We start from the raw sequence: 18635 nt of genomic DNA on the forward strand, positions 1-18635 counted from the left end.
AATCGTCAATCACCAGTTATAGCGCAGGGTGGCCAGCACCACGCGGCCCGGCCCGTAGAAGCACAGGTTGACGTTGTTGCAAGAGGCCACGTATTCCTTGTCGAACAGGTTCGACGCATTCAGGCTCAGGGTTGCGCCCTTCATCGCCGGGCTGGCGCGGCCCAGGTCATAGCGGATCGCCGCATCGGCCAGCGTCACCGCCGGCACCTTCACCGCATTGTCCAGGTCGCTGTACGTCGTGCCCAGGTAGCGTGCGCCGGCGCCAAAGCCCAGCCCGGCCAGCGGTCCCGAATCGATGGTGTAGTCCACCCACAGGGAAGCCATGTGCTTGGGCACGCCGGCGAAGGGCACCTTGCCCACCTGCTCGGGATAGTTGCTGGAAACGGTCTTGATGTCGGTGTAAGTGTAGGCGGCGGTGATGTCCAGGTTGCGGTCCAGCGACGCCTTGCCTTGCAGCTCGAAGCCCTCGGAGCGCACGGCGCCCGTCTGCACCTGCGAATTCGCATGGTCCGGGTCGCGCGTCAGCACATTGCGCTGCTTGATCTGGAAGACGGACGCCGTGACGAAGCTGTCGTAGCCCTTGGGCTGGAACTTCACGCCGCCTTCGTACTGCTCGCCCTTGGTCGGCCGGAACGGCGTGCCGGCGTAGGTCGTGCCCGCCTGCGGCCGGAACGACGTGGAATAGCTGACGTACGGCGCCAGGCCGGTATCCGACAGGTACACCATGCCGATGCGGCCGGTGAACGCATTGTCGTTCTGCTGCGTCCGGGTGCCGGTCAGATTGTTGCGGGTGCTGGCCTCGGACCAGTCCATGCGGCCGCCCGCCGTCACGACCACCTTGTCCATGATCTTCACCTGGTCCTGCGCGTAAAGCCCGAGCTGGCGCATGCGCTGGAACGTGTCGTTGTAGATGGGCGGCGCGTCGATCTTGTAGCCGTACACCGGGTCGAACGGATTGATGGGCGGCACGCCGTCCATGCCGAAGCCCAGTTGGGTATCGAAGGTCGACTGCTGGTAGTCCAGGCCCAGCAGCACGGTGTGCGCGAACGCGCCTGTGCGGCCCTGGTACTGCAGCTGGGTATCCAGCGCCAGGGTGCGCGCCTTTTCCTCGGAGCTGAAGGCATAGCGCTGCAGCGACTGGTAGTCGGGTTCGCCGTCGGGCAGGGTGCCCCAGCCCAGTTCCGAGATCAGCGCGCGGTAGTGCGTGCGGTTCTGGTTGTAGCGGGCGTTCTGGCGCAGCGTCCAGCTGTCGTTGAACTTGTGCTCGAGCAGGTAGCCAAGCATCGCCTGGTCCTTGTCGTAGCGGTCGAAATCGGGCTCGCCCGAAAAGAAGCTGCGCGATATCCGGCCATACGGCGTGGGCGTCAGCGTGCCCACCGAGGGCAGCCATTGGTCCGTGGAGCCGGCGCGGATGCGCTGGAAATTGGTCAGCACGGTGAAATGGGTGGCGGCGCTGGGCTGCCAGGTGAACGACGGCGCGATGAACGCACGCTTGTCGCGCACGGTGTCGACCTCGGTGTCGGCGTTGCGGCCCTGGCCGGTCAGGCGGTACAGCCATTGCCCGTCTTCCGTCACGGGGCCGCTGAAGTCAAAGCCCAACTGCACACGGCCGGGATCGCCGGTGGTGAATTCCACTTCGCGCAGCGGCGTCTCGGTGGGGCGCTTGCTCACCTGGTTGACGATGCCGCCGGGCTGGTTCTGGCCATACAGCAGGGACGCCGGCCCGCGCAGCACTTCCACGCGCTCCAGCGCGTAGGGGTTGACGTCATACGAGCCGTAGTAGCGCGTGGCCAGGGCCAGTCCGTCCAGGTAGATGCCCTGGTTCGACGCGGCGACGCTGAAGCCCCGCACCGAAATGTTCTGGTGCCGCAGGTCGTCCGCGGTCTCGGCGCGCACGCCCGCCTCGTAGCGCAAGGCCTGCTCGGTTTTCTGGATGGCCTGCCAGGTCATCTGGTCGCGCGTCACCACCGAAATCGATTGCGGTGTCTCGATCAGCGGCGTGTCCGTCTTCGTGCCGGTCATGCTGTAACGGGCCACGAAGCCATCCACCGGCCCCCACGCGCGGCTGGACAGCGGATTGCCGGCCACCTCGATCGGCGCCAGGGTGGACACCGCCGCCGGGGCCGCGGGGCGCAGGGCATAGCTGCCATTGGGCAGTCGCTGCGCCGCCAGGCCGGTGCCGGACAACAGCGCCGCCAGCGCCTCGTCCGCCTTGTAGGCGCCATTGACGCCCGGGCTCTGGCGGCCTTCGACGTCCGCTGCCGAATAGGACAGCATCAGGCCGGATTCGCGCCCGAAACGCAGCAGGGCATCGGCCAGGGGGCCTGCGGGGATCCGGTAATTCGCGGCGGCCGCCTGGGCATGCGCCGCGGCGGGGAACATCAGGGCAGCAGGCACGACGCCGGCAATGCTCAGCGCCAACGCCAGGGCGCGCAGGGCCGGACGCGGGACGCGCCGGCTCGGGTGGACGGGATGACTCATTGGGTTCTCGGTTTCGTTTGGGAGTGACGACAGGACTTCAGCTCCTATGCCACGCGAGATCGAAAAACCCATCACCCGTTTTGAAAAAAAGTCGAAAAAAATTCCGGGGCTCGCTCAAGCCGCGCCTTCGCGCGGGCCGAAAGACACCCAATAGCGCGTCATCGAGCGCACGCTGACGGGAAGCGTCAGCGCCAGCGTGTCCAGCACCTTGTCGGTATTGCCCAGCGGATACACGCCCGACACCCGCAGGTTGGCGACCCGCGGATCGCAGCGGATCATGCCGGGGCGATAGCGCGCCAGTTCTGCCAGGAACTCTTCCAGCCGCATGTCGTGCGCGGCCAGCACCCCGTCGCTCCAGCTCAGGTCGGCGGCGCGGCTGGGCGCGGGGGCATCCACCCGGTCGGCGGTGAAGGCGGCGTGCTGGCCCGCGGCCAGTTCGCGCCGCTGCATCGGGGCCGCCGCCGGCGTGATCGCCAGCGGCCCGGTCAGCGCGTGGGCGACGCTGCAGGCGGCCTCCAGGCGCAACGCCAGCCGCGACCCCAGGGTCTCCACGTCGCCGTGCCGCGTCTGGACGATGAAAGGCAAGGGCAGGGCCAGCGCGCTCTCGGCACGCACCGCGTCAAGCAGGATTTCGCCGCGCGCCAGGCGGATCCGTCGTTCGCCGCCCGCGCCGATATCGATGGCGCTGTCCGTGTTCAGCAATACGCGCGACCCGTCCGGCAGCGTGATGCGGCGCTGCTCGCCCACGCGCGTGCTGGCGTCGGCCAGCAGCGGCTGCCAGGGTTCGGTCCGTACCCCCCACCAGGCCGCGCCGGCGCCGGCAGCAAGCAGGGCGGCGGATTTCATGAAACGGCGGCGGCTGGCGCCCGCCGGCGCCGACAGCGCGGCGTGGGCAAGCGGCGAAGGCAATCCGGCGACGTCGCCGGTGCAAAGCTGCAGGTGGCCCCAGGCGCGGGCATGCTCGGGGTCCTGGGCGATCCAGGCGCTCCAGCCGCGCTGCACTTCCGGACCCACCGTATCCGCCCGCAGGCGGACGAACCAGTCCACGGCCTGCCGCGCGACCGCCTCGGCGATCGGGGCGGCGGGTGCAAAACGCGAGGGTTCGATGGTGCTCACGGCCGGGCCTCCCGGGGTCGCATCAGAAGAAGCACTGCAGCAGGGCGCGCGCGACATACCGCTGCACCGTGGGCAGGGACACGCCCAGCGCCGCGGCGATCTCCGATTGCTTCATGCCATCAACTTGCGCCATCAGGAAGGCGCGCCGCACCGGGGCGGGCAGCCCGTCCAGGCGCCGGTCGATCTCGACCAGCGTCTCCAGCACGATCGCCCGCGTCTCGGGCGACGGCGCGGTCGCTTCGGGCATATCCGCCAGGCTGCGCAGAAAGGCCTGCTCCACCTCGCGGCGGCGGTAGAAATTGGCCAGCACGCCACCGGCGATGGTCGACAGGAAGGCCCGCGGTTCCCGGATGTCGGGCCGGGCCTGCTGCAACACGCGCAGGAACGTGTCGTGCGCCAGGTCGGCGGCATCCGCCGCGCTGCCCAGGCGCCGGCGCAGCCAGCCGAGCAGCCAGCCGTGATGGCTGGAATACATGGCCGACATCGAATCCGCTGGACGGGGAGGAGGGGATTCGATCATGGTCGCATCGGCGCCGTCGATGAATTGAATGAGAATGGATATTAATTATAAGAGGGGCCGTTACGCTTTTGCATCCCCATTTTCCCGGCACGGCGCTCGCGTATAGGCCCGCGGCAATGATTGGATTCATGATTTTGCTGGCTATTTCTTGCAATATCGCGCTATAATCATTAATTCATCAGCAAAATCATAATAACGATCTGGTGAATTTTTTTCCTGGCGTTGCCGCCTCTTGAATGCTCCCCCCGCGCCCACGGGCATTCATGGCACGCTTGAATCCTGTGCGCTGCGCTTGGGCGGGGGAAGCATGCGTCTCACTAGGAGCACGCTTATGTCTCATCAATTGGCCGCCAAGAAGGGAAGCTTCGAGATCCCCCCGCTGAACTGGAAAGCCCCCGACGCCAACAAGCAAGCCGACCGCCGCGATGCCGCATCCGCGGACACTGATTCCTCCAAGAAGGCAGAAGCCTCCCGCTCCAAGTCCTGACGCGCGCTCAGCCCAGGGTGCGTTGCTGCACCTGGTTGCGCCCGCTCACTTTCGCCAGATAAAGCAGTTCGTCCGCGCAACGGAACAGTTCGCCCGCGGATTCGGCGTGGCTCCAGGATATGCAGGCCACGCCGAAACTCGCGGTCAGCCTGATGGCGGCGCCGCTTTCCGCCTCGAGCGGCTGCGCACAGATACATGCCCGCATGCGTTCGGCCATCTCGATGGCCTGTTGCGCATTGCGCGTCCTGCACAGCACGGCGAACTCTTCTCCGCCCACGCGCGCCACCACATCCGACTGGCGCCAGGTCTTGCGGCAGAATTCCGCCACGGTCTTGAGCGCCAGGTCGCCGCTTGCATGGCCGTGCGTGTCGTTGATCGACTTGAAGTGATCGATGTCGAACAGGATGAAGGCCAGCATCGGCTGGTTTTCATCCCATTCGGCCCTGGCCTCGTCAAACCGCTTTTCGAACGCGCGCCGGTTCAGCAGGCCGGTCAGGTGGTCCGTTTCCGCCATGTGCGCCAGGTCGGCGATCAACTGGACGCGCTCGGCCTCCAGGCGCTTGCGGGCCGCTGAATTCTCTTTCAGTATCCGCAACGCGCTGAAGATTTCCTCGACCTCGCCAGCATGCTTGCCCGGCGGGATCCGGGCCGGCGCGCCGCCGCTGGCGATCGATCCGATGATGCGCGTCGCCAGCGCAAACGGCTGGATCACCCGTTTGCGGAACAGCACCAGCGCCACGGCCAGGGCCGCCACCAGCAGGGCGGTGGCGCCCAGCGTGATGGACAGCAGCCGCGCCGCCGAGCTGCGGTGCCCTTCGATATGGCGCTGCATCTCGTCCAGCAGCACGTCGCGGAACTGCGTGATCGACCCCATCAGCGGCACATAGATTTCGGCCAGCGTCCGGGTGGACACCGAGGCCTCGTCCGATTGCCGCGACGACTGGTCGCGCACGCGCGCCAGGTAGTCCAGCCCGTCGCCAAAGTAGCGCTGTTCCATGCGCGCATACACGTCGGAGGCGCGCACGTCCGGGTGGGTGGCCATGCGCGCGTCGATCAGCGCGCGCAGCTCTTCGATCCGTCCAAGCGCGCGCTCGATGCGGAACTGCTCTTCGGCGGTGAGCTTGCGCTGGCGGGTCAGCGCCGGGGTATAGGTGGAGCCCAGCAAGCCTGCCTGCTCGCGCAATTCGCTGGCCAGGAGGGCCAGCGACAGCAGGCTTGGCGCATTGGCCTCGTTGCGCATGACCAGCCCGGCATTGGCCGCCATGCTGGTCTGCCACTGCGGAATGATCCGCAGCATGCCGGTCACGGCGTCCCACAGCATCTGCCCCGACAGCCGCTCGCGCGGCGTGGAGATGCGCAGGTCGACCACCTGGCGCGCGTCGGACAGCGCCCGGCGGATGCGTTCGATTTCCGTGCGTTCCGCATCGAGGGCGGGATCCGCCGTCCGGGGATACAGGGCCAGCAGGTCGGCAATCGCGGCATCCGTACGGGCACGGGCCGCGGCCAGCGACGCCAGGACGGCCTCGGGCACGGGCAGCTCCGATCCCAGCGCGGCGTTCATGGGACCGCGTTCCGCCGACGCCAGTTCCATGACCCGGATCGTCGCGCGCACCGTTCCGAAAGCCTGTCGCGCCTCGGACGCCGCGCCATGGGATTTCCAGCTCTGGAACAGCAAAATGCCGGACAGCACCGCCACCATCGACAGCATCCCCGCGGCAAGCGTCATGAAATGGCGTTCCAGGGATTTCGGCGCGGAGGCGGGGCGCAACATACTCGGCAAGCAGGTCCATGCGACGTCTAGGCTGCGCAGGATACTGTAATTGCAAGCACGAATGACGCCGAATTGGCAGCAAACACCTGATTTAGATCGTCTGGGGCAATACTATGTCCCAGCAATGCGGTTAATTGCAATTTCCTGCGGAAACTTGCGCAGCTGACATGAACCGGCGGGTCAGGCCTCGTGCATCACCACCCGGTTGCGCCCTTGCTGCTTGGCCGCATACAGCGCCGCATCGGCCGCCTTGAATGTCTCATCCACGTCCGGACCGCTGGACGGCCACTGCGCGACGCCGGCGGACACCGTGACAGGGCTTGCCCCGCGCATCGGACGCTGCGCGATGTGCGCGCGCAGCCGTTCCGCGACGTTGGTGGCTTCGCGCGCGCCCACCCCGGGCAGCAGGATCAGGAACTCCTCGCCGCCATTGCGGCACAGCACATCCGACGGGCGCGAACACTCGCGCATGACCCGCGCCATGTCCCGGATCACTTCGTCGCCCACGTTGTGGCCATACGTGTCGTTGATCTGCTTGAAATGGTCGATATCCAGGGCCACCACCGAGAACGGCGTGCTGCAGGCCTGCATCTGGTCCACCGCATCCTGGGTGCCGCGCCTGTTGCGCAGGCCGGTCAGCGGGTCCGTGATGCTGGCGAGATTGAGCTTGCCGATCTTCTCCTGCAGGCTCGTGAAGCTCCAGATCACGGCGCGCTTGAGCCGCTCCGCCTCGAAATACCAGGCCTTGACGGATTGCACCCGCTGCATGGCGACCGCCACGTCGTGGTGCTCCACGTTGGTGGCCAGCTGGGACAAGGGCAGGGAGATCATGCGGGCGCACCACCAGATCGCCAGCAGGAACGCCAGCGCGAGCGGCGCCGCGTAGCCCACCAGTGCCCAGATCAGGTCATGGATGGGTTCCAGCGTGACCTGGGCGGGCCGCTGCGCAATCACGCCCCAGCCGCTCATCGGCACTGGCGCATAGCCCGCCAGCATGTCCACGCCCTTGGTGTTCACCACCCGCAGGGCGCCGGCCTGGCCCTTGGTCACCGCCGCCACCACGGGATTGGCCAGCACGACCTCGCCCACCCGGGCGGCATCGGTGTGATAAATCAGCCGGCCGTCGCTGTCCACCACGTACAGGTACGAGCCGTCCTGGTAATGGTGCTTGCCCAGCAGGTCCTGCAGCACGCTGTCGTTGCGCAGATAGATCGTGCCCGCGACATATCCCTGGTAGGCGCCGTCGTTGGAAAAGATCGGGTGCGACAGGTTGATGAGCAGGTTGCCCGCGATCGACACGTAGGGTTTGCTGATCAGCGGTTGTCGGGATTTCAGGGCGGCGCGGCTGCCGGGGCTGTCCACCTGCGTGCCAAGGAAACTGCGAAAGGTCTGCGTGGTGGCCAGGATGGTGCCGTCCGGGCCCACGACCCCCACGGAATTGAAGCTGTCCGTCTGCTGCTGCACCCGCATCACTTCGGCCGCCAGGCGGTCGGGAGACCCCATCAGTTCCGGCAGATGGCGGGCGCTGTAGCCCAGTTGCTGCTGGGCCGATTTCAGGAAGCTGTCCGCGCTTTCCGCCAGTTTCACGGCATAGACCCGGTTCGATTCCAGCGTGTTCGAGATCAATTGCTCGCGTTGCACGCGATAGCTGGCGTACAGCGCGTTTGCGGTAGCGGCGATGGCGCTGAAGACGGTAAGCGCAAGCACGAGCCCGCGAAGGTTGATTTGCATGGCGCGGTGATTGTAATGTCGCTGCCGCCATTACGGCAGATCCGGCGCATTCCTATAGGTCTGGATCCGGCGGATCGTCCAGCAGGCGGGCGGCGGGGGACTGCGCGGCGGCGCCCGCGCGGAAATAGCCCATGACCGTGGCGACGCTGGCGTGGCCCGTCATGGCCATCGTGTCGCCCAGCGGAATGTTGCGCCGGCCGGCCTCCGTCACAAAGCCCGCACGCAGGCTGTGCGCGGAAAACTTCCCGTCCAGCCCGGCAAGCTCGCAGCGCTCCAGCACGATATCGCGGACCGCCGCCGCGGCCAGGGGTTCGCCGACCACGTCTCCGCGCCGTACCCGGCGAAAGATCGGTCCCTGGCGGATTCCGCTGGCATCCAGCCAGCCGTCCAGCGCCTGCGCGGCCGCGCCCAGGATCGGCTTCTGGTCCTCGGCGCGGGCGGCGCCGGCCTGGTTGGTCTTGGAGTGCGCCATCGTATAGAGATAGCCCTCGGCCGTGCGCCGCGTGTTCTCCATGGTCGCCCGCACCACCTCGGAACGCCGTCGCCCGCCGCTGGCCCAGGCGAACAGGAGCAGGGCGCGGTCGCGCTTGCCGCGCAGCGTGTCATCGCAGGTGTCCAGCATGGCCTCCAGCGGTTCACGGGTCAGGGCTTCCTTTCGGGCGGGCGCGACGCCGCGACGGGCATAGGCGCGCCGGGTCTTGGACAGCAGCTCCCGCACCGTGGCGCTGCGGCAGGGATTCGGATGGCCGTGCAGTTCGTGCGCCTTGGACAGCACCGACAGGCGCTGCAGCAGCGTATTCAGGCTGGGAGCGCCCAGCCGGCCCTTGGCCTTCAGGCGCACCAGTTCCAGGTCCAGCGCCAGCGGCAACTCCCACTTCAGTCCATGGTCGGTGGACCGCTGGGCATGGTCCACCACGAACTGGATGACCGCGGCTTCGGGCAAGGGAAGGGTGAAGACCTGTCCGTAGCGCAACTCGAACCAGGCCGTCCAGTAACGGATGGCCGCGCGATAGCTGGCGGCCGTGTTGGCGGAGCTGCCTTCGCCCAGCAGCCCCCGCACGGCCGCGTCCGCCTGCGAGTCCAGCGTCCGCGGATCCAGCAGCGGTAGCGAAGCGAGCAATGTCAACGGCATGCGGGAGGTATCGTTCATCGCCCGATTTTAGGGCGAACGGCGCGCCATCCCGCGCCGCGCGAACGGACCTGTCGCGCACCGCCCCGCGGCAAGAGCGGCCGTGGGGCTCAGGGGTAGATCGCCGCCCAGTCGTTCTTCATGTCAACCGCGGTCCAGCCGCGCGCCGCGGCCATGTCCCACGCCTTGTCCAGCTTGCCCACGGAAGACTTCCTGTCGTAGGCCCATTCGCGGTCCGCGTCCGTGTGATGCACGATGATCGCCATGGCGGCGGGCCGGCCGGACGTGGTCCACTCCAGCATCTGCAGGTCGCCGTCGGAATTGCCCGCCGCGAAGATAGGCCTGCGCCCGATATGGCGCTGGATGCCCACGGGCTTGCCGGGGCCGTCGTCGATGAAATCGACCTCCGGCAGCTTCTCCAGCCGCACGCCATCCTGGTCCGACACGTAGCGCGTCTTGCCGCTCGAGCCGATCACCTGTTCCGGCGCAATGCCGTAGACCGCTTCAGTCCAGGGCCGCATGAAGTCGATCCCGCCGCCCGACACGATGTACGTGCGGAAGCCGTTGGCGCGCAGGTACGCCAGCAGTTCCAGCATCGGCTGAAACACCATGGACGTGTAACGGCGGCCCGTCTTGGGATGGCGGGCCGTGGCGGCCCAGCCCCGCACCTCGGCGTCGAAGTCGTCGATGCTCATGCCGGAATGCGTCGCCGCCACGATTTTCAGCATGTCATTCTGGTCCAGCTCATGGTCGGTCCTCTGTTGATCCTGGCCGCTCAGTCGGGGCGGCGCACGCACCGGAAGCCGACGTGGCTGGTCGACGTATCGATGGATTCGGCGTGCCGCGCTGCGGGACGGTAGCGCCGGCAATAGTTCGGGGCGCACAGATGCGAGCCGCCCTTGAGCACCTTCTGGGCGATCGTGGCCCCGTGCTGGGCCGGCGCGTAGCTGTGCTCCATGGCGCCGCCGCGCGGGTTGCGCGGGATGCAGCAAGGCCTGGGCGCGTCGTCCGGATGCCTGGCGGACCACCAATCCTGAGTCCACTCCCAGACATTGCCGATCATGTCGTAGAGCCCATACCGGTTGGCAGGAAACGCGCCGACCGGCGACGTCCGGCGAAAACCGTCCGTGACCAGGTTCTCGTGGGGAAATTCGCCTTGCCAGAGATTGGCCATGTGTTTGCCGGACGGCTGCAACTGGTCTCCCCACGCAAACTCCGCCTGGTCCAGCCCGCTCCGCGCCGCGAACTCCCATTCGGCTTCCGTCGGCAGGTCCTTGCCGGCCCATTGGGAATAGGCAAGGGCGTCCGCGTACGCGATGTGGACGACCGGGTGTTCGTCCAGGCCGCGTATCGAGGATTTCGGGCCATAGGGGTGCCGCCAGTCGGCGTGGAATTCGAACCGCCACCACTGGCGCGCGTCTTCCAGGGGCACCGGCCGGGAAGGAGGGGTAAAAACCAGCGATCCGGGCTTGAGCATGTGCGGCGCGGCCCCCGGATAGTCTTCGGCGGCAGGCGCCAGCTCCGCGACGGTCACGTGGCCGGTGGCCTGCACGAAGGCCAGGAACTGCGCGTTGGTCACGGGCGCGGGATCGATGAAGAATCCGTCCACCCTGACCCGGTGCGTGGGCTTTTCCTCGGCGTAGTGTTCATCCGAGCCCATGAGGAAGGTGCCTCCCTCGATCCAGACCATGGGCAAGTCCATGATGCCAGCTGCACGCTTGCTCATCTGATTCCTTCATCGGGCCCGGCCGCCCCGGGCTCTTATTGCAGAAGACTAGTTTCCACCCACCTGGGTCTTCAACTGCGATTCGATCTTGGAAAGATTGAACGAACCCGGTGTCTGGCTGGGCGGATATTCCTTCATCGTGGCCAGGAACTTCGCGGCCAGGGCCTGCAGCGGCACGATGACGAACACCCGGTCCAGGAACCAGTCGTTGTAGGTATTGGAATTGTGCTGCGCCTTCTCGAACGGATCGCGCCTCAGGTTGAAAAGCAGCGGCACCCGCAGCTCGATGAAGGGCTCGCGCCACACCCCGAAGGCCTCGCCCCGGTTCTCCAGGAAGACGACCTTCCAGTCCTCGTACCGGGCGGCGACGATCTGGCCGTCGTCGTTGACATACCAAAACTCCTTGCGCGGAGATGTTTTGGCGCCGCCGGACAGGTAGTCAAGCTGATCGTAGCCGTCGATATAGTTGCGGTACTTCCTGCCGTTCAGCGTCACCCCGTCCAGCAATTGCTGTTTGATGTCGGCGGCGCCGGCGGCCGACGCCAGGGTGGGCAGCCAGTCCTCGTGGGCGAACAGGCCATTGAGCGTCACGTTGGCGGGAAAATGGTCGGGCCACCGCACGAACGCCGGCACCCGGTAGGCGCCTTCCCAGTTTGAGTTCTTCTCGCTGCGGAACGGGGTGGTGCCTGCATCGGGCCACGAGTTGTAGTGCGGACCGTTGTCGGTGGAATAGATCACGATCGTGTCTTTGGCGATGCCCAGGTCGTCCAGCAGCTTCAGCAGCGCGCCCACCTGCCCATCGTGTTCCACCATGCCGTCCGAGTATTCGTCCTGCCCGGACTTGCCGCGGTTCTCCGCCTTGACGTGCGTGCGAAAGTGCATGCGGGTGGAGTTCCACCACGTAAAGAAGGGCTTGCCCGCCTTCACCTGCCTTTCGATGAAATCCCGGGCGGCCGCCAGTGTCTCGCTATCGATGGTCTCCATCCGCTTGCGATTGAGCGGTCCGGTGTCTTCGATCCGCTGCGTGCCGTCGGGGTTGGCCCATGAGCGGATCACCCCGCGCGGCCCAAACCGCTTCAAAAATTCGGGATCCTTCGGGTAATCCTCGTTTTCCGGCTCTTCCTGGGCATTCAGGTGATAGAGATTGCCCATGAACTCGTCGAAACCGTGCAGGGTGGGCAGATGCTCATCGCGATCGCCCTGGTGATTCTTGCCGAAATGGCCCGTCGCGTACCCCAGCGACTTCAGGACGGTCGCGATGGTGACATCGCTTTTCTGCCATCCCTGCGCCGCGCCCGGCAGGCCGACCTTCGTCATGCCCGTGCGGACCGGCACGTTGCCGCCCAGGAAGGCTGCCCGGCCGGCCGTGCAGCTCTGCTGGCCATAGTAGTCGGTGAACGCCACCCCTTCGCGCGCGATCCGGTCGATGTTGGGCGTGAAGTAACCCATCATCCCGCGGCTGTTGTGGCTGACGTTCCAGGTGCCGATGTCGTCGCCCCAGATCACCAGGATATTGGGCTGTTTGGCGGATCCCGCCGGTTTGGGCTGCGCGCGCGCCTCATGGGGCAGGGAGGTGGCGCCCAGCGCCGTCGCCGCCGCCAGTGTGCCGGCGCCCAGCAACAGATTGCGGCGGCTCGGATTGGAGACCGGATCGGGCGGGTTGATGTTGCCTTCGTGCTTGTCTGATTGAGCCACGGCACTCTCCTTCGCAAGGAGGTTATGGATAGCCAGTCACACGGCCTTGAGGGGGCCGTTGCGGCCACATGGGTTGCTCGACAACGTACGGCGCTCATCGGTATGACGAGTATACGAGCGCTGGCGAAACGCGGCGCTTCATGATTTTCCCGGGGCGGATCAAAGCCAAAGAGCGGCGGCGTGGAGGCAAAAACCCTTAAATCCAGCGCTACATATTATTCAATACATATACTGTATGATGTATAACACGCAACGAATATTAGTCACGATAAGATTCCATTATCGTGACTAAACAACCCCGACCCTTGCAGGAAATCAGCCATGGCAGCAGGAATCACCGAAACGGATGTCTGGACCGCCGCCGACGCGCTGCTGATCGAGGGCGCCCGGCCCACCATCGAACGCGTGCGCCAGAAGATCGGGCGGGGGTCCCCCAATACCGTCAGTCCGCACCTGGACACGTGGTTCCGGTCGCTGGGCGCGCGGATCAAGGATCCCGGGGCCTTTTCCGCGCCCCCCGAGATCCCGGAACCCATCGCGCAGGCCGCCGCGCACTTCTGGGAATCCGCCCTGGCCGCCGCCCGGTCGGAACAGGCGCAGGCATATCAGCAGCGATGGGAAGAACTCGCCAGGGAAGGGGAGCGCTTTGCCGCGCAGGCGGAACAGTTGCAGCAGCGCGAGGCGCAGTTGCTCAACCGCGAACGCGATCTCCAGGAAGGCCTGAAGGTCGCCACGGCTCAACTTGCCGCTGCCGAAGAGCGGCTCCAGGCCGCAGAAGCCCAACTGCGGCAACGCGACAAGGCCCTGGCCGCCGCACAGGACAGCCTGTCGGATGCGCGCGCCGCCAGCCAGGCCCTGCTGGCCGAGGCCGACCAGGCGCGCGACAGGCATGCCCAGGCGCTGGCCGCGCTGGACTCCCGCCATGCCGCGCATGAGCGCCGCTGGCTCAATGAACTGGACGGCGAACGCGCCTCGGCCAAGCGCCTGCAGGCGCGGCTGGACGAACTCCAGGCAGCCAGTCTGCGGCAAGCCGACCAATTGCGCGGCGACCTGGCCACCGCGCAAGCCCAGCAGCGCGCCGCCGAGCAGGATGCGCAGGGCCTGCGCGCACAGGCGCTGTCGGACGCCCGGCAGCGCGACAGCGACTCGGCCGCCGCCGCCCAGGCGCTGCAAGCTGGCCAGTTGCGCGAGTCCGACCTTGCCCAAAGGCTGGCCGCCTCGGCCGCGCAGTGCGACGAACTGCTGGCGCAGCTCAGGGCCCGGGACATTCAGTTCAACGACCTCGCGCGGCGTCTGCTGGCGGCACAGGACAGCGCCCAGGCGCGAAACTCCGGCCAGACGCAGGCCGTCGGCCAGACGCAGGCCGTCGGCCAGACGCAGGACGTCGGCCAGACGCAGGACGTCGGCCAGGCACAGGGCGCCTTCCGGGCGCCGGATGCCACCCAGGCTCGGGACGCAAAACCGTAGCAAACGGGCTGCCGGCCGGCCCGCGGCGGCCATGGCTTGGGAACTGCGCAAATCGCGCAGCCCCGGGCCGAAAATTAGTAATCCTATGATATTCGGGGAATTGCTCCCTCGAGAGAATGAGGTCTCACCTCTCATTCATCTTGCTGGGTAGCTGGTATATCGCAAGGCAATCCCTGATTGCCGCAACACTGCGATGCGCAATGGCCAACCTTTGCTCGAATCAAGGATTGCGCCATGCATTTCCCCCTCACCCCGATCATGATCGGCGTGTTGGCTGCTGCTCTGCCCGCCACGTTGCCCATTGTTTCCCTTGCGGCCGAACTCGGCCAGGTAGACGTGTCCGATCCCCTTGGGGCTTCGCAGATCGCACTTGAAGCCGGATCCACCGTCACCTACACCGGCACCGGGTCCGCCATCAACGTTTCCACCTCCGGCAACCGCCTTACCGGCGACGGCATCCGCATCACCGCCGCCGGCGTGGGCACTTCCCGCGCGATCGGCGTCATGGCCAGCCAGGGCGGGGCGGTCGAACTCACCAACAGCAGCGTCAGCAGCATCGGCACCCAGCAAAGCGGGCACGCCCTGTACGCGACCGGCGCGGGCAGCGCCATTTCCGGCGCCAACCTGCAGCTCAGTTCGGTGGGCACGTATGCCTATGGCGCCTACGCGCAGGCAGGCGGGCAGATCTTCCTCCAGGGCGGCGCCGTATCCACCACCGGCAACGTCAGCCATGGCCTGTACGCCGACGGCGCCGGCTCCCTCATCACCGCGCAGTCGCTCGACATCCGGCCCACCGGCATCAACAGCGCTGCCGTCAACGCCAACAACGGCGCGCGGGCCGAACTGACCAACGTCGTGGCCGCCAACGCCAGCGGCACGGCGCTGTCCGCCGATGGCGTCGGTTCCACGCTGGATCTCAAGAACACCACCGTCAGTGCCGCTGCCGGCTCCGGCATTTATGTGCGCAGCGCCGCGTTGTCCATGCAAGGCGGTTCCGTCACGTCGTCGGGCGATGCGGTCATGCTCGCGCTCACATATGGCGCCAGCGGCGGCACCGCCGCCATCCGCGACGCAACGCTCAACGCCGGCAACGGCTACGGCGTCAATATCAACGGGCAAGGCTCGTCGGCCACGCTGGAAAACGTATCCATTTCGGCGCTGGGGTCGCGCGGCACCGGCGTCTGGCTTCCTTCCATCGACACCACCCTCGTCGCCCGGAACGTGGACATAGACTCCTGGATGGTCGGCATCGACAACCGGGCAGGGCGCGTCACCCTGCAGGGCGGGTCGGTCGAAACGTTCGGCGACAACGCGCACGGGCTCTATGTCTCGCGCGAATATGGCACCGCAGCCTCGATCGACGCCACGGGCACCCGCGTCAAAACCTCCGGCGCGGGGGCGGTGGGCGCGCTGGCCCGGGTCTCGGGCGCCAGCGTCAGGCTCACCAACGCCTCGGTGACCACCGAAGGCGCCACGGCCTACGGCCTGTTCGCCAGCGGCACCGACTCTGAACTCACCGCCACCGGCACGGCCGTTACAACCAGCGGCGCCGGCGCCTCGGGCCTGGCCATGAGCAACCGCACCGCGGTCACGCTCGACAGCACCCAGCTGGCGGTCCGCGGCGCGGGTGCCCACGGAATCTGGAGCTACGGCACCGCCGCCGATGTCACCAACAATCTGCTGCTCAAGAACGGCTCGCGGATCGACACCACCGATGGCGTCGGTCTGCTGGCCTCAGGCGGCGACCACAACTTCGCGCTTCGCGACACGACGGTCGCCACCCGCACGGGCGGCGACGACAACACGGGCGTGCTGCTGCAAAGCCGTGCGGTCAATGTCACCAGCGGCGGCGTCACCACGGTTATCCAAACCGGCCGCGTCAACCTGGATGCCGATGCTTCGCTCATGACGGGCGACGTCGTCGCCGACAGCGGCGCCATCGATATCGCGCTGAAGAAGGCCAGCGTGCTGACGGGCGCGCTGGTTGCGCGCACCGGCCAGATCGACAGCATGTCGGTCGACAATACCAGCGCATGGAACGTCCGCGCCGATTCGGCGCTCGGCACCCTCACCAACACGGGAACCGTGCGCTTCGCGGCGCCCAATGCACAATCCGGCTTCAAGACCCTCACGGTCAACAACTATGCGGGCGGCGGAACCCTGGTCATGAATACCCAGCTGGGCGACGACACCTCGCCCACCGACAAGCTCGTCATCGACGGCGGCACGACGTCCGGCACAACCGGCCTGCGCATCATGAATGCCAACGGCACGGGCGGACAGACCCAGCAGGGCATCAGGCTCGTGCAAGCCATCAACGGCGGAACCACCACCGCAGACGCCTTTCATCTGGACTCCAAGTCGACCGGCTTTCGCGCCAGTACCGGCACGGTTGCGCTCCGTGGATACGACTACAGCCTGGTCAAGGGCGGAAACCAGGGCGTGGAATCCGACTGGTACCTGACCTCCACTTACCAGCCCGGCACCGTAAGCCCCATCATTCCCGAGCTTCCTGGCGTCACTCCCGCTCCAGATCCCGGCACCCCTCCCACGCCTTCCGTGCCCGTGGATCCCGACCCACTCCAACCGCCCGTGGATCCCGTGTTGCCGGTTACGCCGTCCCAACCCGCGCCGCCCGCGGGCGCGCAATTCACCAATGTTTCGCCGGAAAGCGGCGCCTACGTGGGCAACCAGCTGGCAGCCACCCGGATGTTCATGCATCAGCTCAAGGACCGCGACGACGGGTCCGTGCTGTCCGGCGTGGACGCCGATGGCAAGGCGCGCGACGGTGTCTGGATCCGCGCAAACGGCACGCGTCAGGATCGCCTGCGCATGAATCGAGGCGACGTCAACGTCGACACCGACAGCAGCATGGTGCAGATTGGCGGCGACGTCCTGCATGCGCCCCTGGGCAAGGACGGCCAGCTTGTCGCGGGCGTGATGGCAGGGTACGGGGATGCCCGTGCGCATTCCAGATCGCGCCTGATGCTGCCTGGCTCGAACGACACGGTCGGGGCGGATGCCCAAGGCAAGGTCCGGGGCTATTCGGCGGGCGTCTATGCCACGGCCTATGCCGATTCGGCTACCCGCATGGGCGCCTACGCGGACTCCTGGCTCCAGTACGGCCGCTATTCCAACCAGATCAGCAGCGAACTGGGGGCAGCCAGCTATCGGTCCAACACCTGGACGGTTTCGGTCGAAACCGGCTATGCCTTCGCGCCGTTCGCGCCCGATTCGGCATTGTCTGCCATGGTCGTCGTGCCCCAGGCCCAAATCGCCTACACGCATTACGACGCGAAGGACGTCTCCTTGCCAGGCGTGACCTACAAGGGCGACAGCACGGGAGCCGTGAACACCCGCGCGGGCGTGCGCGTTTATCCGTTCGGCATGGCGCGCGCTGGCGCCCCGGTGCGCCCCTTCGTCGAGGCCAACTGGCTGCATGGCACAGACAACCCGCAGGCCAACACAGGCGCCGGTACATTCGGCGCAGTACCGCCCCGAAATGGCGCCGAACTGAAGGTCGGCGCGCAGGGCAGGATAGGGAAGTCCACCTCTCTTACCGGCTACGTGTCGGGCCAATCGGGCAGCGGCGGCCAGCGCGGGTTCGGCGGCATGCTGAACCTGAGCTATCGCTGGTAAAGCGCGTCACGAAAACCCCTGTTCATCGGCATACCGGAGCAGTTCGGCGTTGGTTTCGATATTCAGCTTGCGCATGGCCGATTGCTTCTGGGTGCCGATGGTGGCCACCGACCGGTGAAGGCGGCGCGCGATTTCAGTAACGGATAACCCCAGCGCGAACATCCGCACCACTTCCAGCTCTTTCGGAGACAAGCCCTTCGACTTGCTGGCTCGGCCCATGGTCACATCGGCGTGGCTTAGCCGCTGGCTGATGCTCTCGGACAGGATGGTCCCTTTTTCGGTCAGGGCGCGCACGCAGATTTCAACCAGGGAATCAATCGGCTCTTCCTTGCTGACGATCCCGGCGACGCCGATCTGCCGCAACTGGCTGAGAATGCCGCTGTTCGACAGCATGGTGAACACGACGATCGGAATCTGCGGAAACATGCGCTGCAAGCGCTGGATGAGGCGCAAGCCATCCTCGTCGTCGGTCTTGGAACGCATGGAAAAGTCGGTGACGATCAGATGGCAGGGATGCTCCTGCACGGCCGTCACCAGTTCAAGACCGGATCGAGCCATGCCAACCACGCTGAATCCCGGTATTTCATTGAGCGAATCCGCGAGCGCAAGGGAAATGACGGGATGGTCGTCCGCGACGATGATGCGCACGTCCTGGTCAGACGGAGGTTTGCTCATGGATGGGTCATCCAGTATGCAATCAATCGGGCCTGGTGGATCCTGCTGCTCGGCGACCGATCCGGTCAGCGGAAGTAGGTCCTTGGCGGGCCCTGCCAGGCTTGGGGCGCCAGGATGCTCGTTACTTCCTTTTTTGACCATTTTATGTCCAAATTCTACCAAAAGGCTGCGTGAGGGCGGGGTTGGAGGCTGAACAGG

General features: G+C 66.4%; 13 protein-coding genes. 3 read left to right on the top strand and 10 right to left on the bottom strand.

The features are described 5' to 3' along the window. Positions 1-9: 9 nt before the first annotated feature. The 3 genes from ABE485_RS09735 to ABE485_RS09745 form a co-directional block, all read right to left on the bottom strand. On the bottom strand, positions 10-2481 hold the full coding sequence (locus ABE485_RS09735; protein WP_346515088.1) for a TonB-dependent siderophore receptor: 2472 nt from the start codon (positions 2479-2481) through the stop codon (positions 10-12). Positions 2482-2595: 114 nt separating this feature from the next. Continuing rightward, entirely contained in the window at positions 2596-3597 is a 1002-nt protein-coding gene (locus ABE485_RS09740) for a DUF4880 domain-containing protein (protein ID WP_346515089.1), read from the bottom strand. Positions 3598-3619: 22 nt separating this feature from the next. Next, positions 3620-4117, bottom strand: coding sequence for a sigma-70 family RNA polymerase sigma factor (locus ABE485_RS09745; protein WP_346515090.1), 498 nt, complete (start codon positions 4115-4117; stop codon positions 3620-3622). A 331-nt stretch (positions 4118-4448) separates the two neighbouring features. Here ABE485_RS09745 and ABE485_RS09750 point away from each other — a divergent pair, with 331 nt between their 5' ends. Further along, complete coding sequence (locus ABE485_RS09750) at positions 4449-4604, top strand: hypothetical protein (protein ID WP_346515091.1); 156 nt, start codon at positions 4449-4451, stop codon at positions 4602-4604. A 7-nt stretch (positions 4605-4611) separates the two neighbouring features. On the opposite strand, the gene ABE485_RS09755 is transcribed toward ABE485_RS09750, so the two are convergent. From ABE485_RS09755 to ABE485_RS09780, 6 genes are all read right to left on the bottom strand, one after another. Continuing rightward, the gene (locus tag ABE485_RS09755; protein ID WP_346515092.1) at positions 4612-6330 is read right to left on the bottom strand and encodes a GGDEF domain-containing protein; all 1719 of its coding nucleotides are present in this window, start codon (positions 6328-6330) and stop codon (positions 4612-4614) included. A 225-nt stretch (positions 6331-6555) separates the two neighbouring features. Then, complete coding sequence (locus ABE485_RS09760; protein WP_346515093.1) at positions 6556-8106, bottom strand: sensor domain-containing diguanylate cyclase; 1551 nt, start codon at positions 8104-8106, stop codon at positions 6556-6558. Positions 8107-8158: 52 nt separating this feature from the next. Further along, positions 8159-9238 (bottom strand): tyrosine-type recombinase/integrase, encoded by a 1080-nt coding sequence (locus ABE485_RS09765; protein WP_346515204.1) that lies wholly within the window; start codon positions 9236-9238, stop codon positions 8159-8161. Between the two features lie 107 nt (positions 9239-9345). Continuing rightward, the gene (locus tag ABE485_RS09770; RefSeq protein WP_346515094.1) at positions 9346-10119 is read right to left on the bottom strand and encodes an HAD family hydrolase; all 774 of its coding nucleotides are present in this window, start codon (positions 10117-10119) and stop codon (positions 9346-9348) included. Further along, positions 10011-10961 (bottom strand): formylglycine-generating enzyme family protein, encoded by a 951-nt coding sequence (locus tag ABE485_RS09775; protein ID WP_346515095.1) that lies wholly within the window; start codon positions 10959-10961, stop codon positions 10011-10013. The genes ABE485_RS09770 and ABE485_RS09775 overlap by 109 nt, the downstream gene beginning before the upstream one ends. 48 nt (positions 10962-11009) lie before the next feature. After that, positions 11010-12545, bottom strand: a complete 1536-nt coding sequence (locus ABE485_RS09780) for an arylsulfatase (RefSeq protein ID WP_430795411.1) — start codon at positions 12543-12545, stop codon at positions 11010-11012. A gap of 432 nt (positions 12546-12977) precedes the next feature. On the opposite strand from ABE485_RS09780, the gene ABE485_RS09785 reads away from it, so the two are divergent. Continuing rightward, complete coding sequence (locus ABE485_RS09785; protein ID WP_346515097.1) at positions 12978-14123, top strand: DNA-binding protein; 1146 nt, start codon at positions 12978-12980, stop codon at positions 14121-14123. Between the two features lie 234 nt (positions 14124-14357). Further along, a complete protein-coding gene (locus ABE485_RS09790) occupies positions 14358-17762 on the top strand; it encodes an autotransporter outer membrane beta-barrel domain-containing protein (RefSeq protein WP_346515098.1) in 3405 nt (1134 codons plus the stop codon). Between the two features lie 6 nt (positions 17763-17768). On the opposite strand, the gene ABE485_RS09795 is transcribed toward ABE485_RS09790, so the two are convergent. Next, entirely contained in the window at positions 17769-18578 is an 810-nt protein-coding gene (locus ABE485_RS09795) for a response regulator transcription factor (RefSeq protein ID WP_346515099.1), read from the bottom strand. Positions 18579-18635 lie beyond the last annotated feature (57 nt).

Origin of the sequence: Achromobacter spanius (genome assembly GCF_039673305.1) — a bacterium.
GTDB classification, from domain to species: domain Bacteria; phylum Pseudomonadota; class Gammaproteobacteria; order Burkholderiales; family Burkholderiaceae_B; genus Achromobacter; species Achromobacter spanius_F.

What these genes read in the sequence shown, in the direction of transcription:
- ABE485_RS09735 (WP_346515088.1), bottom strand. Translation starts at nt 2,481, where the DNA reads ATGAGTCATCCCGTCCACCCGAGCCGGCGCGTCCCGCGTCCGGCCCTG.
- ABE485_RS09745 (WP_346515090.1), bottom strand. Translation starts at nt 4,117, where the DNA reads ATGATCGAATCCCCTCCTCCCCGTCCAGCGGATTCGATGTCGGCCATG.
- ABE485_RS09750 (WP_346515091.1), top strand. Translation starts at nt 4,449, where the DNA reads ATGTCTCATCAATTGGCCGCCAAGAAGGGAAGCTTCGAGATCCCCCCG.
- ABE485_RS09755 (WP_346515092.1), bottom strand. Translation starts at nt 6,330, where the DNA reads ATGACGCTTGCCGCGGGGATGCTGTCGATGGTGGCGGTGCTGTCCGGC.
- ABE485_RS09760 (WP_346515093.1), bottom strand. Translation starts at nt 8,106, where the DNA reads ATGCAAATCAACCTTCGCGGGCTCGTGCTTGCGCTTACCGTCTTCAGC.
- ABE485_RS09765 (WP_346515204.1), bottom strand. Translation starts at nt 9,238, where the DNA reads ATGCCGTTGACATTGCTCGCTTCGCTACCGCTGCTGGATCCGCGGACG.
- ABE485_RS09775 (WP_346515095.1), bottom strand. Translation starts at nt 10,961, where the DNA reads ATGAGCAAGCGTGCAGCTGGCATCATGGACTTGCCCATGGTCTGGATC.
- ABE485_RS09785 (WP_346515097.1), top strand. Translation starts at nt 12,978, where the DNA reads ATGGCAGCAGGAATCACCGAAACGGATGTCTGGACCGCCGCCGACGCG.
- ABE485_RS09790 (WP_346515098.1), top strand. Translation starts at nt 14,358, where the DNA reads ATGCATTTCCCCCTCACCCCGATCATGATCGGCGTGTTGGCTGCTGCT.
- ABE485_RS09795 (WP_346515099.1), bottom strand. Translation starts at nt 18,578, where the DNA reads ATGGTCAAAAAAGGAAGTAACGAGCATCCTGGCGCCCCAAGCCTGGCA.